Source organism: Streptomyces sp. NBC_01463, assembly GCA_036227345.1.
In the GTDB taxonomy this organism is placed as follows: domain Bacteria; phylum Actinomycetota; class Actinomycetes; order Streptomycetales; family Streptomycetaceae; genus Streptomyces.
Map to the genome: position 1 here is coordinate 2925217 of CP109468.1, position 17944 is coordinate 2943160.

Consider the following 17944-nt stretch of genomic DNA (forward strand, 5'->3'; position numbering starts at 1 on the left):
AACGCCGGCGACGGCTGGCATAGTCCCGCCGAAATTCCGTGGAGGACGGCGGCGGGGCCGGAGAGGATGACCCCATGACCGATGCCGCGCCCCCTTCGCACGCCCTGCTCGTCGTGGACGTCCAGAAGGCCGGGGTGACCGGCGGCCGGGCGGTTCCCGGCGCGGCCGGGCTGCTCGACCGGACGGCTGACCTGATCGCGCGGGCGCGCCGGGCCGGCGCCCTGGTCGTGCACCTCCAGAACGACGGTGCGCCCGGCTCGGACGACGAGCCGCACACCCCGGGCTGGGCGCTCCACCTCCCCGTCGAGGCCGGCCCGACGGAGTTCGTGATCCGCAAGACCAGGGACGACGGCTTCGCGCAGACGTCGCTGGGCTCCCTGCTGAGCGGGGCCGGCGTCGAGGCGGTCACTGTGTGCGGCGTGATGTCGGAGATGTGCGTCCAGGCGACGGCCCGCACGGCCCTGGCCCTCGGCTACCGGGTCGTCCTGCCCCACGACGCCCATGCGACGCAGGACATCCCGGCCGCGCCGGGGATCAGTGCGGCGGTCCCGGCCGCGGTGGTGTCACGGGTCGCCGCCTGGGCCATCAGCGGGGACGCCGAGGTCACCGTCCCGGCGGCGGACGTGAGGTTCGCGGCGCCGCGGACCGGGGCGCGCTGAGACCGTCACGAGCCGCCCGGAGCCCGGAAAGCGCTTGCGCCGCCTCGTACGCTCTCTGCTGTGACCAAAGCGACCGAAACCCCGTTGTCCGAAGCCTCGTCGACCGATGCATCCTCGTCCGGCCCCGCCGGCCTGCTCCAGGCCTACGACGAGAACATGCGCGGTGCGCCCCCGAATCCGCCCGAGGGCGTCCACTACGAGTGGGACGGCGAACTGCTGCGCGTCGTGGGCCAGTTCCGCGGCTTCGTGACCACGCCCCGGGACGTGGGGGTGCGCGGGGCCGAGCTCGACGAGCTGATCGCCCGGCAGCGCGACCACTTCGCCGCACGCGGCGAGGCCGTGGAGTGGAAGACCCGCGGCCACGACCTGCCGGCCGACCTGACCGACCGTCTGCGCGCCGCGGGCTTCGTCCCCGAGGAGCGGGAGGCGGTCCTCATCGGCCGCGCGGAGGAGATGGCCGCCGACCCGGTGCTGCCGGACGGTGTGACGATCCGGCAGGTCACCGCCGAAGCCGATCTGCGGCGCATCGCCGTCGTGGAGTCGGAGATCTGGGGCGAGGACTGGAGCTGGCTGGGCGACGACCTGATGGCCCGGGTCGCCACCGCCCCCGACGAGATCGCCGTCTTCGTCGCCGAGGCCGGCGACGAGGTCGTCTCCGCGGCCTGGCTGGTCTTCCGTACGGGTACGGAGTTCGCCGGACTGTGGGGCGGCTCGACCCTGGCCGCGTGGCGGGGCCGCGGGATCTACCGCGCCCTGGTCGCCACCCGCGCGAGGCTGGCCGTCGCCCGCGGAAGCCGCTACCTCCAGGTCGACGCCTCCGACGACAGCGCCCCGATCCTGCGCCGGCTCGGCTTCCACGCCGTGACCACGACGACGCCGTACGTCTGGACCCCGCCGCAGTCCTGAACGGCCGGGGCCGCCCGGGCGGCGCCTTCTCGCGCCGTGCGTGAACCGAGTGGCGTCCGGCCTCCGATAGAGAGGGTGTGAGCCACTTGCGCCCCTCGGGGGACGACCGGAACGACGAGGCGCTGCTGCGTGCCGTCGCCCAGGGGGACACGACGGCCCTGGCCGCCCTGTACGACCGGCATGCCGGCTGGCTGCTGGCCCGGCTGAACCGCCGCTGTGCGGACGCCGAGACCGTACGGGAGGTGCTCCAGGACACCTTCGTCACGGCCTGGCGCTCCGCCGGTGCGCACCGGGGTGCCGAGGCCGGCGGCTGGCTCTGGGTGATCGCCGCGCGCCGGCTGGTCGACGCGCGGCGGAGCCGGGCCAGGACGGAGCGGGTGGCGCAGGCCGAGCACGCGGGCGGGGCGGAGTGGGCGGCCGACGTGCCGTCCGCCGAGGACCGGGTGCTGGCGGGCCTGGAGTACGGCGACGTGGGTGCCGCGCTCGACCGGATCTCGCCGGAACTCCGGGAGGTCCTGCGGGCGACGGTCATCGACGGGCTGACGACCCGGGAGGCCGCCGGGCTGCTCGGCATACCGGAGGGCACGGTCAAGACCCGTGCCCTGCGGGCCCGGCGCGAACTGCGGGCCGCGCTGGACCGGCTGGTCGTGGAGAGCGGACCGCTGGGAGGCATCGCATGACGGCCTGGCACGTGGCAGACGAACTGGCCCTGCGGTACGCGGCGGGCACCGCCGCCGAGACCGAGGCCTGGTCCCTGGAGAAGCACGTCGAGTCCTGTGCACGCTGCGCGGACCGGGTGTCGGGGGCGGTGTGCGGCCGGGGGGACGCGCTGCCGCTGCTGGAGGGGGTCAGGGCGGCGGTGCTCGCCGCCGCGGCCGCGGAACCGGTGCGCTCGCGGGGGCGCGCGCCGGGGTGGGGGGCCCTGCGCACGTGGGGGCGTGCGCGGGGGCGGGGGGCCGCCACCCGGATCGGGCGGGTGCTGTGGGCCGCCGGGCCCGCCCTGCGGGGGGCGTGGGCGGCGGCACTGGTGCTGGTGGCGCTCGGTGCCGTCGCCCTCGCGTACGGGGGCGGGCTCGGCGGCTCGGTGCGGCCGCTGCTCCTCGTCGTCGCCCCGGTGCTGCCGCTCGCCGGGGTCGGTCTCTCTTACGGCCGCTCCGCCGACCCGATGCACGAGATCACCGCGACGACTCCGGGCGGCGGGCTGCGGCTGCTGCTGATCAGGACGGCCGCGGTGCTCGCGGTGACCGTCCCGGTGCTGACGCTCGCCTGGGCCGTACTGCCCGCATCGGCCGGGGGGCCGGGGGCCGTGGCGTGGCTGCTGCCCGGGCTGGCCATGACGCTGGGCGCGCTGGCGCTCGGCTCGTACGTCGGCTGCCGCACCGGGGCCTCCTCCGTCGCCGCGTGCTGGGCCGCCGCCGTCGCCGTACCGGCCTTCGGGATGTCGCCCGCGCCGGCCGCCGAGACGGCGCGGCTGGCCGCCCGGTACTTCGCGGGGCCCGCCGCACAGGGCGGCTGGGCGTTGGCGGCCGTGTGCTGCGCCGGGCTGCTGGCCCTGCGCCGCCGATCCTTCGACCACCTGGAGACGACGTCGTGAGCGTGAGCGTATGAACAGCACCGTCAGGGTCTCGGGGCTGACGGTCCGGCATCGCCGTACGACCGCCCTGGACGGGATCGATCTCGGCTTCGGCCCCGGGGTGCACGGGCTGCTCGGGCCGAACGGGGCGGGCAAGACGTCGCTGATCAGGGTGGTGTCCACGGCCACCGCTCCCACCTCCGGCCGGATCGAGCTGCTGGGCGACGAGGTGGGAGCGTCGGCGGATCACCGCCGTCGTGCGGCGGTCCGGCGCAGGCTGGGCTATCTGCCGCAGGAGTTCGGCTACTACCCGGGCTTCACCGTCCGCGAGTTCGTCGCCTATGTGGCGTGGCTGAAGGAGATGGACGGCTCCGTGATCGCGGGCGCGGTGGAGCGTGCGGTGGACCGGGTGGGTCTGACGGACCGGATCGACGTCCGGATGAAGACCCTGTCCGGCGGCATGGTGCGGCGCGTGGGCATCGCGCAGGCGATCGTCAACGAACCGGAGCTGCTGCTGCTCGACGAGCCGACCGCGGGTCTGGACCCGGAGCAGCGGGTGGAGTTCCGTGCGCTGATGCGGGAACTCGGCGAGCGCGCCACGGTCATCCTCTCCACGCACCTCGTCGAGGACGTGGTCACGGCCTGCGCGGACGTGACGCTCGTCGAGGCGGGCCGCATCGCGTACCGGGGGACGACGGCCGAGCTGGCGGCCCTCGGGGGCGAGGGGGACCGGCTCGACGGCAGCCCCGCCGAGCGGGGCTACACCGCAGCTCTGCACAGCCACCGGGCGACGGCGGCCGCCCGATGACGACGACCGGCACCCTGGCCGCCGAACAGGAGAACTCCCCCGGTCCCCGCCGCACCCGCCCGCCCGCCGCGTACCGCCCGACGCTCCTCGCGCTGCGGACCGAACTGCGCCGCGGCATCGCGCCGTGGACCGGTGGCTGCGTGGTACTCATGCTCGGCGTCACCATGGCGGCCAAGGCCGATACCTGGCAGGGCGGCTGGGGCGAGGCCCAGGGCTACCTGCACTCCGCCGCCACCCTGCTCACCGGTCCGCTGGTGGCGGCCGCCTCCTGCCGGCAGGGCGCCCGCGACCACCGGCGCTCGACGGCCGGACTCTGGAGCACCACCCCGCGCGCCCGGTCGACGCGGGTCGTGGTGGCCGCGCTGCCGATCGCGCTGTGGGCGGTCGCCGGGTATCTGGTCGTGTTCGCCGGCTCGCTGGTGGCCACCTGGCCGTACGCCGGGGGCGGCAGCCCCTTTCCCTCCGTGGCCGTCGCGGACTGCGCCTTCCTGCTGGCCGTCGGGCCGGTGGGTTTCGTCGTCGGCCAGCGGTGCCGGTGGCGGCTGGCCGCGCCCGCCCTCGCCGTCGTGCTGTACCTCGTCCTCGGTGTGCCTGACTACTACGACTCCTCGGCGCAGTACCTCGATCCGGCCATGCAGTACGCGCTGGAGAGGACTCTGCCGGTGTGGTGGTTCGCCCCGGCGATGGCGGCGTGGACCTGCGGCCTCGCCCTGGCCGCGCTGATCGCCCATGCGGCCAGGCGCAGGTTCCTCGCCGTCGTGCCGCTCGCCGTGGCGGCCGCGGTCGCCCCGCTGATCACGCACGCCGGCACCGACCTGCTGCGGGAGGACCCGGCCGCCTCCCGGCCCGTCTGCGCGGACGGCACCCCGCGGCTCTGCCTGACCGAGTACGACGAGTCGCTGCTGCCGCAGGTCTCACGGGCGCTGTCCGGACTGTTCGGGCGGCTGGACGGGGTGCCGGGCGCTCCGGCCCGCTATGTGGACCAGGAACCCCTGGACGGTTCCACCGAGGTCCGGGTGCCGACGCCGTACGTCGGCGGGTACCTCCTGCGCGGGCGGCTTCAGCACCCGGAGGACTTCGTCTGGCAGGTGACCTACGGGGTGGTGAACCGGGAGTGCCCCGACGCCCTCCACACCGACCGCGTCATGGCGACCGACGAAGCCGTCAGGGGCTGGCTCGCCGGTCCCGACGCCGCCCGGTACTTCGGCACCGAGCGGACCCCTCAGCTCCGCCGGCTCGAAGCCATGCCCGCCTCCGAGCGCCGCGTCTGGCTCGGCCGCTTTCTGGCCACGCGCACGAGCTGCACCCCGTCGGAGGTGCCCGTCCTGTGAGCCCCGCCGCCACGCCGCGTTCCGCGCTCCGGCCCGGGCTGCCGGTCCTCTATGTCCGGTCCCGCGGCCTCCCCCGCACCGCCGCCGCCCTGGCCGGCGTCGTGCTCCTCGCCGCCTGGGCCGCGGCCCGGCTGGAGGACCGTTTCGGCCACACGGGACGCGTCCCGGTCCTCGTGCTGGCCCCGCTGCTGGTGTCGGCCGCGATCGGCACCAGCCTGTACGCCGCTGCCGACGAGCTCGACCGGACCGCGGTGCGCCGCTGGTGGCCTCGGCGGCTGCTGCATCTGCTCGCCCTCACCGGGCCGGCCGCGGCGGCGCTCGCCCTGGCCGTCCCCGGACATCCCGAGGCTTTCGGCGCCCCGGGCATGATCCGCAACGTGCTCGGCGCGACCGGGGTGGCGGCCGCCTCCGCCGCGCTGATCGGCGCCCGGCTGAGCTGGCTGCCGATGACGGTCTACGGCGGCGCCGTGTACCTGGCCGCGCCGCGCACCCCCGGCGGCGCGGCCTCCGTCTGGGCCTGGCCGATGCAGCCGGGGCCGCAGACCGGGGCGTGGCTGGTGGCGTCGGCGGCGTACGCGGCGGGGGCCGTGCTGTTCGCCGTACGCGGTCCGCGTCCCGAACGCGGCTGACCCCGTCCGATCAGGGGCGGATCGGCCAAACCGCTGGCCCGGCCGCCACCGGCGGGCCAGGATGACGGTGACACCGACCCACCTGCACCGGAGACCAGCGCCATGTCCCACACCTTCGGCCCCGACGCCCTCGCCCCCGTCACCCTGGACCGCCGTGAGGGACCGTACGGGGAGGTCGTCCTGCGCAGGCGTGGTGACGACTTCGAGATCATCGCCAACGGGTGCTTCCTGATGGACACGTCGGACGGGCGCTCCGAGCGGCTGCTGATCGATGCCGCGCTCGCCGCACTGCCCGCCGGCCGGCGGGAGCCCGCGGTGCTGATCGGCGGGCTCGGTGTCGGGTTCTCGCTCGTCCGGGCCGCCGCCGAACCGCGCTGGGGGCGGATCGTGGTCGCCGAGCGGGAGCAGGCCATCGTCGACTGGCACCGGGGCGGGCCGCTGGCCGGGCTCTCGGCGGCGGCGCTCGCCGATCCGCGGACCGCGGTCCTGACGACGGACCTCGTCGCGTACCTCGGTTCGACTACGGACCGTTACGACGCACTGTGTCTGGACATCGACAACGGACCGGACTGGACCGTCACCGAGGACAACGGGAATCTGTACTCCCCCGCCGGTCTCGCCGACTGCCGGGCCCGGCTGACGCCGGGCGGAGTGCTCGCGGTGTGGTCCGCACAGCCGTCCGCCGAGTTCGAACAAGCTCTGCGGAATGCCGGATTCCGGGGGGTTCGGACCGAAGAAGTAGGTGTTGCCCGAGGTGTGCCGGACGTGGTCCATCTCGCAATTCGAGCGGACTGAGATTCCCCCGCCGGGTATGCGAGCCCCGGGACGCCCGGGGGCCAAGTGCCACAAGAGCGACACTCCGCCACTTCCGTTCGCCCGTCCCGCCCCCGCACCCTTGCACCCTGCGTAGCCGGAAGCCGTCCGCTGCCTTTACGCTGCTGACCGATAGCGGGATCACCCACGAAATTCACGAGCGAAAACCGTACGTCCGGGGGAATGTCCTCCGTGAGAACGGGCAGGGGCGGGGCGATGGAACAGACACACACCACCCACACAGGTGTCGCGGCCACCCCGGGCGCGCAGCGCCGCGTGCTGGTGGTCGAGGACGATGCCACGATCGTCGATGCCATTTCCGCCCGCTTGCGGGCCGAGGGCTTCCTGGTGCAGACCGCGCTCGACGGCCCCGCGGCCGTGGACGCGGCCGAGGCCTGGCAGCCGGATCTGATGGTGCTCGACATCATGCTTCCCGGCTTCGACGGCCTGGAGGTCTGCCGGCGTGTGCAGGCCCAGCGCCCGGTGCCGGTGCTGATGCTGACCGCCCGGGACGACGAGACGGACATGCTGGTCGGACTCGGCGTCGGCGCCGACGACTACATGACCAAGCCGTTCTCGATGCGTGAGCTGGCGGCCCGGGTCCATGTCCTGCTGCGCCGGGTGGAGCGGGCCGCGCTGGCCGCGGTGACGCCCCGCAGCGGCATACTGCGCCTCGGTGAGCTGGAGATCGATCACGCGCAGCGCCGGGTGCGGGTCCGTGCGGACGACGTCCATCTGACGCCGACCGAGTTCGACCTGCTGGTCTGCCTGGCCAACACGCCGCGCGCGGTGCTCTCCCGTGAGCAGCTGCTGGCGGAGGTCTGGGACTGGGCGGACGCCTCGGGCACCCGTACCGTCGACAGCCACATCAAGGCCCTGCGCCGCAAGATCGGCGCGGAGCGGATCCGTACCGTGCACGGCGTCGGCTACGCCCTGGAGACCCCCGCGCCATGACCGGTCCCGTGCGGGGGCTGCGGCCGTTCTCCATCAAGGCCAAGCTGGGCACGCTCGTGGTCGTCTCGGTGTTCATCACGACCGGGCTGCTCATGGTGGCCCTGCGGACGCGCACCGAGCTGAGGTTCATCACGGTCTTCTCGGTGATCGCGACCCTGCTGATCACCCAGTTCGTGGCCCACGGTCTGACCGCGCCGCTGGACGAGATGCGGGCGGTGGCCCGGTCGATCTCGCACGGCGACTACACCAGACGGGTGAGCGGCGCCGACCGGCGCGACGAGCTCGGCGACCTGGCGCAGACGATCAACCTGATGGCGGACGACCTGGCCGCCGTGGACCGGCACCGCAAGGAGCTGGTGGCGAATGTCTCACATGAGCTGCGCACGCCCATCGCGGCGCTGAGAGCCGTGCTGGAGAACGTCGTGGACGGGGTGTCCTCGGCCGATCCCGAGACGATGCGCACGGCCCTCAAACAGACGGAGCGGCTCGGCCGGCTGGTCGAGACGCTGCTGGACCTGTCCCGGCTGGACAACGGCGTGGTCACGCTGAAGGCCAGGCGCTTCGAGGTGTGGCCCTATCTGTCGGGGGTGCTGAAGGAGGCGAACCTCGCCGCCGCGCACCGCCGGCTCTCCTCGGGCTCCGGCAACCACGCCCGCAACGACGTCCATCTGCACCTGGACGTGTCCCCGCCGGAGCTGACGGCGCACGCCGACGCGGAGCGGCTGCACCAGGTGGTGGCCAACCTCATCGACAACGCGGTGAAGCACAGCCCGCCGCACGGCCGGGTCACGGTGCGCGCCCGGCGCGGGGCGCAGCCGGAGTCACTGCACCTGGAGGTCCGGGACGAGGGCCCCGGTATCCCGGAGTCCGAGCGGCACCGGGTCTTCGAGCGTTTCAACCGGGGCGAGGTGCCGTCCCCGCACGGTCCGGGCAGCGACGGCGGTACGGGTCTGGGGCTGGCGATCGCCCGCTGGGCGGTGGATCTGCACGGCGGCCGGATCGGTGTGGCCGAATCGGCTCGCGGCTGCCGCATCCGCGTCACCCTTCCGGGGACTCATCAGCCGCGCGGTTGACATAGGGTTCGAACCGGAAGGGCACGTTCTACGTGTTCTGAACAAGGGGTACGGTCCAAGGGGCCGTTACGGCGGTCTCGCGTACCCGGAGCGAAGCGGAACCAAGCTTGTTTCCCGCCATTTCCTGCCCCGAAACCCGACTTTCGATGTGACTTGCACGACGAAGGCCGGCCCGGCCTGCAGAGAACGGCCGGGGAGGCGTAGCCTTGATTTCCGCTGTCCATCACCTTGTGAAGCGGAAGAGGGCGGTTGCCGCCGTGTCGTCTCAGTCCCCCAGTAACTCGAGCATCTCGACCGACCAAGCCAGCCCGGGTACGAACCCGGCTGCTGCTTTCGGCCCCAATGAGTGGCTCGTCGACGAGATCTACCAGCAGTACCTCCAGGATCCCAATTCGGTCGATCGCGCCTGGTGGGACTTCTTCGCCGACTACAAGCCGGGTACGTCCGGCACGGCGGACAAGCCCGTTCCCGGCGCCGCAGCCGCGGGGGCTGCGGTGCCCGCGGCACCTGCCGCCACCGCACCGGCCCCCACCACCGCGCCTGCCGCACCCGCGCAGCCCGCGGCTCAGGCTCCGGCCGCACCCGCTGCCCCGGCGCCCGCACCTGCCGCCCCGGCGGCTCCGGTGAAGGCCGCCCCGGCGAAGCCCGCACCGGCTCCGGCCGCGAAGGCCCCCGCCGCCCCGGCCACCGAGGCCCCGGCCGGCCCCGAGTACGTGACGCTGCGCGGCCCGTCGGCCGCGGTCGCGAAGAACATGAACGCCTCGCTGGAGCTGCCGACGGCCACGTCCGTCCGAGCCGTCCCGGTGAAGCTGCTCTTCGACAACCGCATCGTCATCAACAACCACCTCAAGCGCGCCCGCGGCGGGAAGATCTCCTTCACGCACCTCATCGGGTACGCGATGGTGCAGGCCCTCAAGGCCATGCCGGCGATGAACTACTCCTTCGCGCAGAAGGACGGCAAGCCGACCCTGGTGAAGCCGGAGCACGTCAACCTCGGCCTCGCCATCGACCTGGTGAAGCCGAACGGCGACCGCCAACTGGTCGTCGCGGCCATCAAGAAGGCCGAGACGCTCAACTTCTTCGAGTTCTGGCAGGCCTACGAGGACATCGTCCGCCGGGCCCGCAACGGCAAGCTCGGCATGGACGACTTCTCCGGAGTCACCGCCTCGCTGACCAACCCCGGCGGCATCGGCACCGTCCACTCGGTGCCCCGCCTGATGCCCGGACAGGGCCTCATCATGGGCGTCGGCGCGATGGACTACCCGGCGGAGTTCCAGGGCACGTCCCAGGACACCCTGAACAAGCTGGGCATCTCGAAGGTCATGACGCTGACCTCGACGTACGACCACCGGGTCATCCAGGGCGCCGCCTCCGGCGAGTTCCTGCGGATCCTCTCCCAGCTGCTGCTCGGCGAGAACGAGTTCTACGACGAGATCTTCAAGGCGCTCCGCATCCCCTACGAGCCGGTCCGCTGGCTCAAGGACATCGACGCCTCGCACGACGACGACGTCACCAAGGCCGCACGGGTCTTCGAGCTGATCCACTCCTACCGGGTCCGCGGCCACGTCATGGCCGACACCGACCCGCTGGAGTACCACCAGCGCAAGCACCCCGACCTGGACATCACCGAGCACGGCCTCACCCTGTGGGACCTGGAGCGGGACTTCGCGGTCGGCGGTTTCGCCGGCAAGACGATGATGAAGCTCCGCGACATCCTCGGTGTGCTGCGTGAGTCGTACTGCCGCACCACCGGCATCGAGTTCATGCACATCCAGGACCCGAAGCAGCGCAAGTGGCTCCAGGACCGGGTGGAGCGTCCGCGCCCCAAGCCCGAGCGCGAGGAGCAGCTGCGCATCCTGCGCCGGCTGAACGCCGCGGAGGCGTTCGAGACCTTCCTGCAGACGAAGTACGTCGGCCAGAAGCGGTTCTCGCTGGAGGGCGGCGAGTCCGTCATCCCGCTGCTCGACGCGGTCATCGACTCCGCCGCCGAGGCCCGCCTCGACGAGGTCGTCATCGGCATGGCCCACCGCGGCCGGCTGAACGTGCTGGCGAACATCGTCGGCAAGTCGTACGCGCAGATCTTCCGGGAGTTCGAGGGCAACCTCGACCCGAAGTCGATGCACGGCTCCGGCGACGTCAAGTACCACCTGGGCGCCGAGGGCACCTTCACCGGTCTGGACGGCGAGCAGATCAAGGTCTCGCTGGCCGCCAACCCCTCGCACCTGGAGGCGGTCGACCCGGTCCTGGAGGGCATCGCCCGCGCCAAGCAGGACATCATCAACAAGGGCGGCACGGACTTCACCGTCCTGCCCGTCGCGCTCCACGGCGACGCGGCCTTCGCGGGCCAGGGCGTCGTCGCCGAGACGCTGAACATGTCGCAGCTGCGCGGCTACCGCACCGGCGGCACCGTGCACGTGGTGATCAACAACCAGGTCGGCTTCACCGCCGCCCCGGAGTCCTCGCGCTCCTCGATGTACGCCACCGACGTGGCGCGCATGATCGAGGCGCCGATCATCCACGTCAACGGTGACGACCCCGAGGCCGTCGTCCGCGTCGCGCGGCTCGCCTTCGAGTTCCGTCAGGCGTTCAACAAGGACGTCGTGATCGACCTCATCTGCTACCGCCGCCGCGGTCACAACGAGGGCGACAACCCGCAGTTCACCAACCCGCAGATGTACACCCTGATCGACAAGAAGCGCTCGGTGCGCAAGCTCTACACCGAGTCCCTCATCGGTCGCGGCGACATCACGCTGGAAGAGGCGGAGCAGGCGCTCCAGGACTTCCAGGGCCAGCTGGAGAAGGTGTTCGCGGAGGTCCGCGAGGCCACCTCGCACCCGGCGCAGCCGCATGTGTCCGAACCCCGGGCCGAGTTCCCGGTGGCGGTGACCACCGCGGTCTCCCAGGAGGTCGTGAAGCGGATCGCCGAGTCGCAGGTCAACATCCCCGACCACATCACCGTCCACCCGCGCCTGATGCCGCAGATGCAGCGTCGTGCGGCCTCCGTGGAGGACGGCACGATCGACTGGGGCATGGGCGAGACCCTGGCCATCGGTTCGCTGCTGATGGAGGGCACCCCGGTCCGGCTCGCCGGCCAGGACACCCGCCGCGGCACGTTCGGCCAGCGCCACGCGGTCCTCGTCGACCAGGAGACCGGCGAGGACTACACCCCGCTGCTCTACCTCTCCGACGAGCAGGCCCGTTACAACGTCTACGACTCGCTGCTCAGCGAGTACGCGGCGATGGGCTTCGAGTACGGCTACTCGCTGGCCCGCCCGGAGTCGCTGGTCATCTGGGAGGCCCAGTTCGGTGACTTCGTCAACGGCGCGCAGACCGTCGTCGACGAGTTCATCTCCTCGGCCGAGCAGAAGTGGGGCCAGACCTCCGGCGTCACGCTGCTGCTGCCGCACGGCTACGAGGGCCAGGGCCCGGACCACTCGTCCGCCCGCCCGGAGCGCTTCCTCCAGATGTGCGCGCAGGACAACATGACGGTCGCGATGCCGACCCTGCCGTCGAACTACTTCCACCTTCTGCGGTGGCAGGTGCACAACCCGCACCACAAGCCGCTGATCGTCTTCACCCCGAAGTCGATGCTCCGCCTCAAGGCGGCGGCGTCGAAGGCGGAGGAGTTCACCACCGGCGGCTTCCGTCCGGTGATCGGCGACGACTCGGTCGAGGCGAGCGCGGTCCGCAAGGTCGTGTTCTGCACCGGCAAGGTCTACTACGACCTGGACGCCGAGCGTCAGAAGCGTGGCGACACGGAGACGGCGATCATCCGGCTGGAGCGCCTGTACCCGCTGCCGGGTGCGGAGATCCAGGCCGAGATCGCCAAGTACCCGAACGCGGCGAAGTACCTGTGGGCCCAGGAGGAGCCGGCCAACCAGGGTGCCTGGCCGTTCATCGCCCTGAACCTGATCGACCACCTGGACCTGGCCGTCGGCGCCGACGTGCCGCACGGTGAGCGCCTGCGCCGCATCTCGCGCGCGCACGGCTCGTCCCCGGCGGTCGGCTCGGCCAAGCGCCACCAGGCCGAGCAGGCACAGCTGGTCGCGGAGGTCTTCGAGGCCTGACCGGTCGCGTACGCAACGAGGGGCCCGGCCCGCGAGTCGATCGCGGACCGGGCCCCTCGGCGTGGGCGCCTCGACCAGGCCACTGATGTGCGCCTTTCGTCCTTCACTAGAATTGCGGCATGTACTTCACGGACCGCGGTATCGAGGAGCTGGAGAAGCGGCGAGGCGAGGAAGAGGTCACGTTCGAGTGGCTCGCCGAGCAGCTGCGCACCTTCGTCGATCTGAACCCCGACTTCGAGGTGCCCGTCGAGCGCCTCGCCACCTGGCTGGCCCGGCTGGACGACGAGGACGACGACGAGGACTGACCGGCCGGAACGCGGGGCTGTTCGACGGGACCGCTCAGGGACCGTCCGGCGCGTCGCCGTCCCTGATCCGGTCGTAGGCGAGACCCAGCGCGCCGTGGACCATCAGCAGCGCCCCGGCGAAGATCCATCCGCCGCTGCGCCGCCCGGCTCCCCAGAGGGCGAGCGGGAGTCCGGCCGCCAGCTGGGCGCCGGCCAGGGCGCGGGCCCGGGGCCCGCGCATCCAGGGACCCAGGCGGCTGTTCTCGACCGCTTCGAGTTCCACCTTCACCGCGTCGCGCCAGCCGGTCCACTCGATCCGTTCGCTCTCCGGCCAGGCGGCAGCCCCCTCGGCCAGCCGGCCGGAGGGCTCGCCGGGGTCGAGGCCGGGCGGGAGTGCGAGCCCGGTGCGGGTGAGCACGGCGAGCAGCCCGCGCAGCCGGGTCCGGGCGTCCGTCCCCGGATCGGGCCGGGTCAGGGCTTCGAGGGCCTGGACGTCCAGGACGGGGTCGAGGCCGAGCCGTTCGGCGAACGTACGCGTCGCCTCGTCCTCACCGGCCGGGGTCCCGTCCGCGAGCCAGACGTAGCCGACCGGGCGGCGGAATCCCGCGGCGAGCGTGTATCCGGCCCGGTCGCCGTCCCACCACAGGGCCAGGACCGGCCAGGTGGAGCCGACCGCGAGTGCGGTGGCCCAGCCGCCGAGCACCCGGTCGACGGGCTCGGCCGGCTCCCCGTCATGCCCGTCGCGCCCGCCCCGCCAGGGCTCTCCCCCGGGTACGAGGACGCTCCAGCCGTCCCCGGCGGGCGCGAGCAGCATCGGCTCGCGCAGCAGTTGGGCGACCGGCCGCACGGTCTCGGGCTCGGCCCGGCACAGCAGGAGTGCCCCCACAGGTGATGTCGCGTCCATGCCCCACACCGTAGGACACATTGCACCCTTTTGATCCTTTTTGCCCCCAATGGCCATCTCGCCTCCTCTCCTTGCGCGCCTTGACTTCCCGTACCCGCGATATATCGTGTTCACCAAGAGACGCGATATGTTGCGTCGTCCGCGCTCCCCAGGAGGTCAGATCCATGCCTGTGTCGACGTGGGCCATTGACGAGCCTCGCAAGCTCACCTTCGACGAGCCCGTCACCGCGCTGAACGTGCGCATCGTCAACGGCACGGTCAACGTCGTCGGCACCGACGAGCCGACCGCCCGCCTGGAGGTCTCCGACATCGAGGGACCCCCGCTGATCGTCACGCAGCAGGACGGCGTCCTGACCGTCGCGTACGAGGACCTGGCCTGGCAGGGCCTGCTCAAGTGGCTCGACCGCAAGGGCTGGCACCGCCGCGCGGTGGTCTCCCTCGCGGTCCCGGCCGGCTCGGCCGTGGAGGTCGGCGTGGTCGGTGCGGGCGCCTTCGTCTCCGGGGTCCGCGGCCGTACGGACGTACGCGGCGTCACCGGCGACACCACGCTCGTCGGGCTCGCCGGCCCGGTCGGCGCGGAGACCGTCTCCGGCAACGTGGAGGCACAGGCCGTCACCGGCGGGCTGCGCTTCCACTCGGTCTCCGGCGATCTGACGATCATCGAGGGCGCCGGCACCTCCGTGAAGGCCGATTCGGTCAGCGGCGACATGGTGCTCGACCTGGACCCGACCGGGCAGCCCACCGACGTCCGGCTGGCCACGGTCTCCGGCGAGATCGCCATCCGCCTGCCGCACCCGGCCGACGCGACCGTCGAGGCGAACACCGCCAGCGGCTCCGTCTCCAACGGTTTCGAGGACCTGCGGGTCAGCGGCCAGTGGGGGGCGAAGAAGATCACCGGCACGCTGGGCTCCGGAGCCGGGACACTCAAGGCGTCGACGATCTCGGGATCGATCGCGCTGCTGCGCCGCCCACCGGCCGATGACGACGCGCACGACGCCGAGCCGACCGGAAAGGTGCTCTGACATGCCCCCCGTATTCGCCCACGGCCGCCTGCGCCTCTACCTGCTGAAGCTGCTCGACGAGGCCCCCCGGCACGGCTACGAGGTGATCCGCCTCCTGGAGGAGCGCTTCCAGGGCCTGTACGCGCCCTCGGCCGGCACGGTCTACCCGCGGCTGGCCAAGCTGGAGGCCGAGGGCCTGGTCACGCATGCCACCGAGGGCGGACGCAAGGTCTACTCGATCACCGACGCCGGCCGGGCCGAACTGGCGGGCCGCACCGGTGAGCTCGCGGACCTGGAGCTGGAGATCAGGGAGTCGGTCTCCGAACTGGCCGCCGAGATGCGCGACGACGTCCGGGGCGCGGCGGGCAAGCTGCGCAGCGAGATGCGGGCCGCCGCCGACGAATCCCGGCACACCGGCTCCGCCCGGCCGGGCGGCGGCAGGGCGGGCACCGGCAAGGAGCCCCCGTTCAGAGGCTTCGGTGACTTCGGCGACCTCGGTGACAACGAGGCCTGGCGCACCGCGAAGGAAGAACTGCGCAAGGCCAAGCAGGAGTGGAAGGAGCAGGCCCGCCGGGCGAAGGACGAGTCCCGCCGCGCCCGCGAGGAGGCCCAGCAGGCCCGCCGCCAGGCCAAGGAGGCCCAGGACAGGGCGCGCGAGCAGATGCAGAACGCCGCCCGCCAGGTCCAGGAGCACTTCGCCCGGGGCGACTGGCCGGCGGGCGTACGGGAGGGGCTGGCGGAACTCACCGGCACCCTGGGCGGCTTCGCCCGCACCGGGACCTGGCCTCCGTACGTCAAGCCGGAACCCGCCGACGCCGACCCCGACTGGGGCAAGGACGCGGGCGGCACCGGGGACCCGGCCCGCGATCTGGACCGCCTGCTCGACCGGTTCCGTGACGACATCCGCGACGCGGCCAGGGACCGGGGGGTGACGGAGGACCAGCTCACCGAGGCCCGCCGCCACCTGTCGACGGCGGCGGCCCACATCGGGGCGCTGCTGCGGGGGAACACCGACGGCGGCACGAAGTGAGGTAGCGGCGGCAGCACCGAAGGCGGCGGGCGGCCCGGGGAGTGGTCCCCGGGCCGCCCGCCGCCATCAGCTCGCCTTGCGGCTGTCCTGCTCCTCGCCGCCCTCCCCGTACAGCGCGCGGCTGACCGTCCCGTACGTGGCTCCGTGGTCGGCGAGCACGTCGGCGACGACTCCCGGGGATGCGGTGAGGGCCAGCAGCAGGTGCTCCTCGCCGATGAAGCGGTCGCCGCGGCCGAGTGCGATCCGCAGCGACTTCTCCAGGATCTTCTTGCCCTCCTGGGCGAACGGGCGACGCCCGGTGCGCCGGCGGCGGGTCCTGCCGCCGCCCGCCAGGACCCCCTCGCCGTGCGCCTCCTCGATGCGGGAGACGATCGCGGTGAGATCGATGCCGATGCCCGCGAGGGCGTCCGCGTCGGCCTTCGTCATTCCGCCGCGCCTGCGCGCGTCGGCGAGTGCCGCCTCCACCAACGCCCTGCGGTCCGTGAGGCCCAGTGCGGCGACGGCGAACGAGGCCCGGCCGCCGTCCTGGTCCAGCAGGGCGAGCAGCAGATGTTCCCCGGTGATCGAACCGGCGTCGGCCCGCTCGGCATGAGCCACGGCGCCGGTCACCGTGGCGCGGGCTCCCTTGGTGAATCGCTCGAACATCAATGCCTCCCGTACTTCTTGTGCACGGCCTGCCGGCTGACACCCAGTTCGGCCGCGATCTCCTGCCACGACCAGCCCTGCACCCGGGCGCTTCTGACTTGTACGGCTTCGAGCTGCTCCAGCAGCCGCCGCAGCGCGGCGACCGACCGCAGCCCCACCCGGGGGTCGCGGTCGCCGGCACGCTCGGCGAGATCCGTTGCTTCGGTCATGGTGTCAACCTACATTGACACCATGACGCGCGTCAACCTTAGTTGACAGTCAGCGCGATCTTCCCGAACTGGTCGCCCGCCGCGAGCCGCTCGAAGCCCTCGCGGGCCCGGTCCAGCGGCAGTTCCTGGTCGATCACCGGCCGCACCCCGGTGTTCTCGCAGAACGCCAGCAGGTCCTCCAGCTCGTCCCTGGAGCCCATGGTCGAGCCGACCACCTTCAGTTCCAGGAAGAAGATCCGGGTCAGCTCGGCGTGCGCGGGTCGGTCGCCGCTGGTGGCGCCGGAGATGACCAGCGAGCCGCCGGGACGCAGGGACTTGACGGAGTGCGACCAGGTGGCGGCGCCGACGGTCTCGATGACGGCGTCGACCCGGTGGGGCAGCCGCGCGCCCGGCTCGAACGCCTCGGCCGCGCCGAGTTCCACGGCCCGCCTGCGCTTGGCCTCGTCCCGGCTGGTGGCGTAGATCCGCAGCCCGGCCGCCCGGCCGAGCATGATCGCGGCGGTCGCGACACCGCCGCCGGCGCCCTGGACGAGCACGGAGTCGCCGGGCCGCACCCCGGCGTTGGTGAAGAGCATGCGGTAAGCGGTCAGCCAGGCCGTGGGCAGGCAGGCGGCCTGCGCGAAGGTGAGCCCCTTCGGCTTGGGCAGCACGTTCCAGCTGGGGACGGTGACCTGCTCGGCGAACGTGCCCTGGTAGCGCTCGGTGAGGATGGAGCGGGGCTCGTCCGGACCGACACCGTGCCCGGTCTGGCCGATGACGGAGTGCAGGACGACCTCGTTGCCGTCCTGGTCGACGCCCGCGGCGTCACAGCCGAGGATCATCGGCAGCCTGTCCTCGGCGAGGCCGACGCCGCGCAGGGACCAGAGGTCGTGGTGGTTGAGGGAGGCGGCCCGGACGTTGACGGTGGTCCACCCGGGACGCGCCTCGGGAGCGGGGCGTTCGCCCAGCTCAAGGCCGTTGAGGGGGTGGTCGCGGTCGAGGCGGGATGCGTAGGCGGCGAACATGGGGCCGACGATAGGCGGGCCGCCGGGCCGGCGTAACCGGCTGCGGGTGTGACA

18 protein-coding genes are annotated in these 17944 nt (G+C 72.8%); 14 read left to right on the forward strand and 4 right to left on the reverse strand.

Translation table 11 applies throughout. The features are described 5' to 3' along the window. Window positions 1-74: 74 nt before the first annotated feature. The 12 genes from OG521_12665 to OG521_12720 all read left to right on the forward strand — a co-directional run bounded on the left by OG521_12665 (window position 75) and on the right by OG521_12720 (window position 13118). Window positions 75-659, forward strand: coding sequence for a cysteine hydrolase (locus tag OG521_12665; GenBank protein WUW21594.1), 585 nt, complete (start codon window positions 75-77; stop codon window positions 657-659). A 156-nt stretch (window positions 660-815) separates the two neighbouring features. Next, window positions 816-1565 (forward strand): GNAT family N-acetyltransferase, encoded by a 750-nt coding sequence (locus OG521_12670; GenBank protein ID WUW26660.1) that lies wholly within the window; start codon window positions 816-818, stop codon window positions 1563-1565. A gap of 77 nt (window positions 1566-1642) precedes the next feature. Next, a complete protein-coding gene (locus OG521_12675) occupies window positions 1643-2245 on the forward strand; it encodes an RNA polymerase sigma factor (protein WUW21595.1) in 603 nt (200 codons plus the stop codon). Further along, on the forward strand, window positions 2242-3159 hold the full coding sequence (locus tag OG521_12680; protein ID WUW21596.1) for a hypothetical protein: 918 nt from the start codon (window positions 2242-2244) through the stop codon (window positions 3157-3159). Before OG521_12675 ends, OG521_12680 begins: the two co-directional genes overlap by 4 nt. Before the next feature lie 10 nt (window positions 3160-3169). After that, window positions 3170-3946, forward strand: a complete 777-nt coding sequence (locus tag OG521_12685; GenBank protein WUW21597.1) for an ATP-binding cassette domain-containing protein — start codon at window positions 3170-3172, stop codon at window positions 3944-3946. Then, window positions 3943-5277, forward strand: a complete 1335-nt coding sequence (locus tag OG521_12690; protein ID WUW21598.1) for a hypothetical protein — start codon at window positions 3943-3945, stop codon at window positions 5275-5277. Before OG521_12685 ends, OG521_12690 begins: the two co-directional genes overlap by 4 nt. Further along, complete coding sequence (locus OG521_12695) at window positions 5274-5906, forward strand: hypothetical protein (protein WUW21599.1); 633 nt, start codon at window positions 5274-5276, stop codon at window positions 5904-5906. Before OG521_12690 ends, OG521_12695 begins: the two co-directional genes overlap by 4 nt. Window positions 5907-6008: 102 nt before the next feature. Continuing rightward, window positions 6009-6701 carry a spermidine synthase gene (locus OG521_12700; protein WUW21600.1) on the forward strand — a complete coding sequence of 231 codons (693 nt, stop codon included), beginning with the start codon at window positions 6009-6011 and terminating at the stop codon, window positions 6699-6701. Between the two features lie 234 nt (window positions 6702-6935). After that, the gene (locus tag OG521_12705; protein WUW21601.1) at window positions 6936-7673 is read left to right on the forward strand and encodes a response regulator transcription factor; all 738 of its coding nucleotides are present in this window, start codon (window positions 6936-6938) and stop codon (window positions 7671-7673) included. Further along, window positions 7670-8746, forward strand: coding sequence for a HAMP domain-containing histidine kinase (locus OG521_12710; GenBank protein ID WUW21602.1), 1077 nt, complete (start codon window positions 7670-7672; stop codon window positions 8744-8746). The genes OG521_12705 and OG521_12710 overlap by 4 nt, the downstream gene beginning before the upstream one ends. A 257-nt stretch (window positions 8747-9003) precedes the next feature. Continuing rightward, the gene (locus tag OG521_12715) at window positions 9004-12813 is read left to right on the forward strand and encodes a multifunctional oxoglutarate decarboxylase/oxoglutarate dehydrogenase thiamine pyrophosphate-binding subunit/dihydrolipoyllysine-residue succinyltransferase subunit (protein WUW21603.1); all 3810 of its coding nucleotides are present in this window, start codon (window positions 9004-9006) and stop codon (window positions 12811-12813) included. 119 nt (window positions 12814-12932) lie between these two features. Next, entirely contained in the window at window positions 12933-13118 is a 186-nt protein-coding gene (locus OG521_12720) for a DUF6104 family protein (protein ID WUW21604.1), read from the forward strand. A 34-nt stretch (window positions 13119-13152) separates the two neighbouring features. Here OG521_12720 and OG521_12725 read toward each other — a convergent pair whose 3' ends face one another. Further along, entirely contained in the window at window positions 13153-14001 is an 849-nt protein-coding gene (locus OG521_12725) for a hypothetical protein (GenBank protein WUW21605.1), read from the reverse strand. Between the two features lie 164 nt (window positions 14002-14165). Between OG521_12725 and OG521_12730 the strand changes: the two genes are divergently transcribed. Together OG521_12730 and OG521_12735 are read left to right on the forward strand one after the other, a co-directional pair. Further along, entirely contained in the window at window positions 14166-15023 is an 858-nt protein-coding gene (locus tag OG521_12730; GenBank protein ID WUW21606.1) for a DUF4097 family beta strand repeat-containing protein, read from the forward strand. A 1-nt stretch (window position 15024) separates the two neighbouring features. After that, window positions 15025-16032 (forward strand): helix-turn-helix transcriptional regulator, encoded by a 1008-nt coding sequence (locus tag OG521_12735; protein WUW21607.1) that lies wholly within the window; start codon window positions 15025-15027, stop codon window positions 16030-16032. Window positions 16033-16098: 66 nt separating this feature from the next. Here OG521_12735 and OG521_12740 read toward each other — a convergent pair whose 3' ends face one another. Genes OG521_12740 through OG521_12750 form a run of 3 tightly spaced genes read right to left on the reverse strand, consistent with a single transcriptional unit; the run spans window position 16099 to window position 17890 of the window. Then, a complete protein-coding gene (locus OG521_12740) occupies window positions 16099-16677 on the reverse strand; it encodes a peptidase (GenBank protein WUW21608.1) in 579 nt (192 codons plus the stop codon). Beyond that, the gene (locus OG521_12745; protein ID WUW21609.1) at window positions 16677-16886 is read right to left on the reverse strand and encodes a helix-turn-helix domain-containing protein; all 210 of its coding nucleotides are present in this window, start codon (window positions 16884-16886) and stop codon (window positions 16677-16679) included. Before OG521_12745 ends, OG521_12740 begins: the two co-directional genes overlap by 1 nt. Before the next feature lie 38 nt (window positions 16887-16924). Further along, the gene (locus OG521_12750; protein WUW21610.1) at window positions 16925-17890 is read right to left on the reverse strand and encodes a zinc-binding dehydrogenase; all 966 of its coding nucleotides are present in this window, start codon (window positions 17888-17890) and stop codon (window positions 16925-16927) included. Between the last annotated feature and the right edge of the window lie 54 nt (window positions 17891-17944).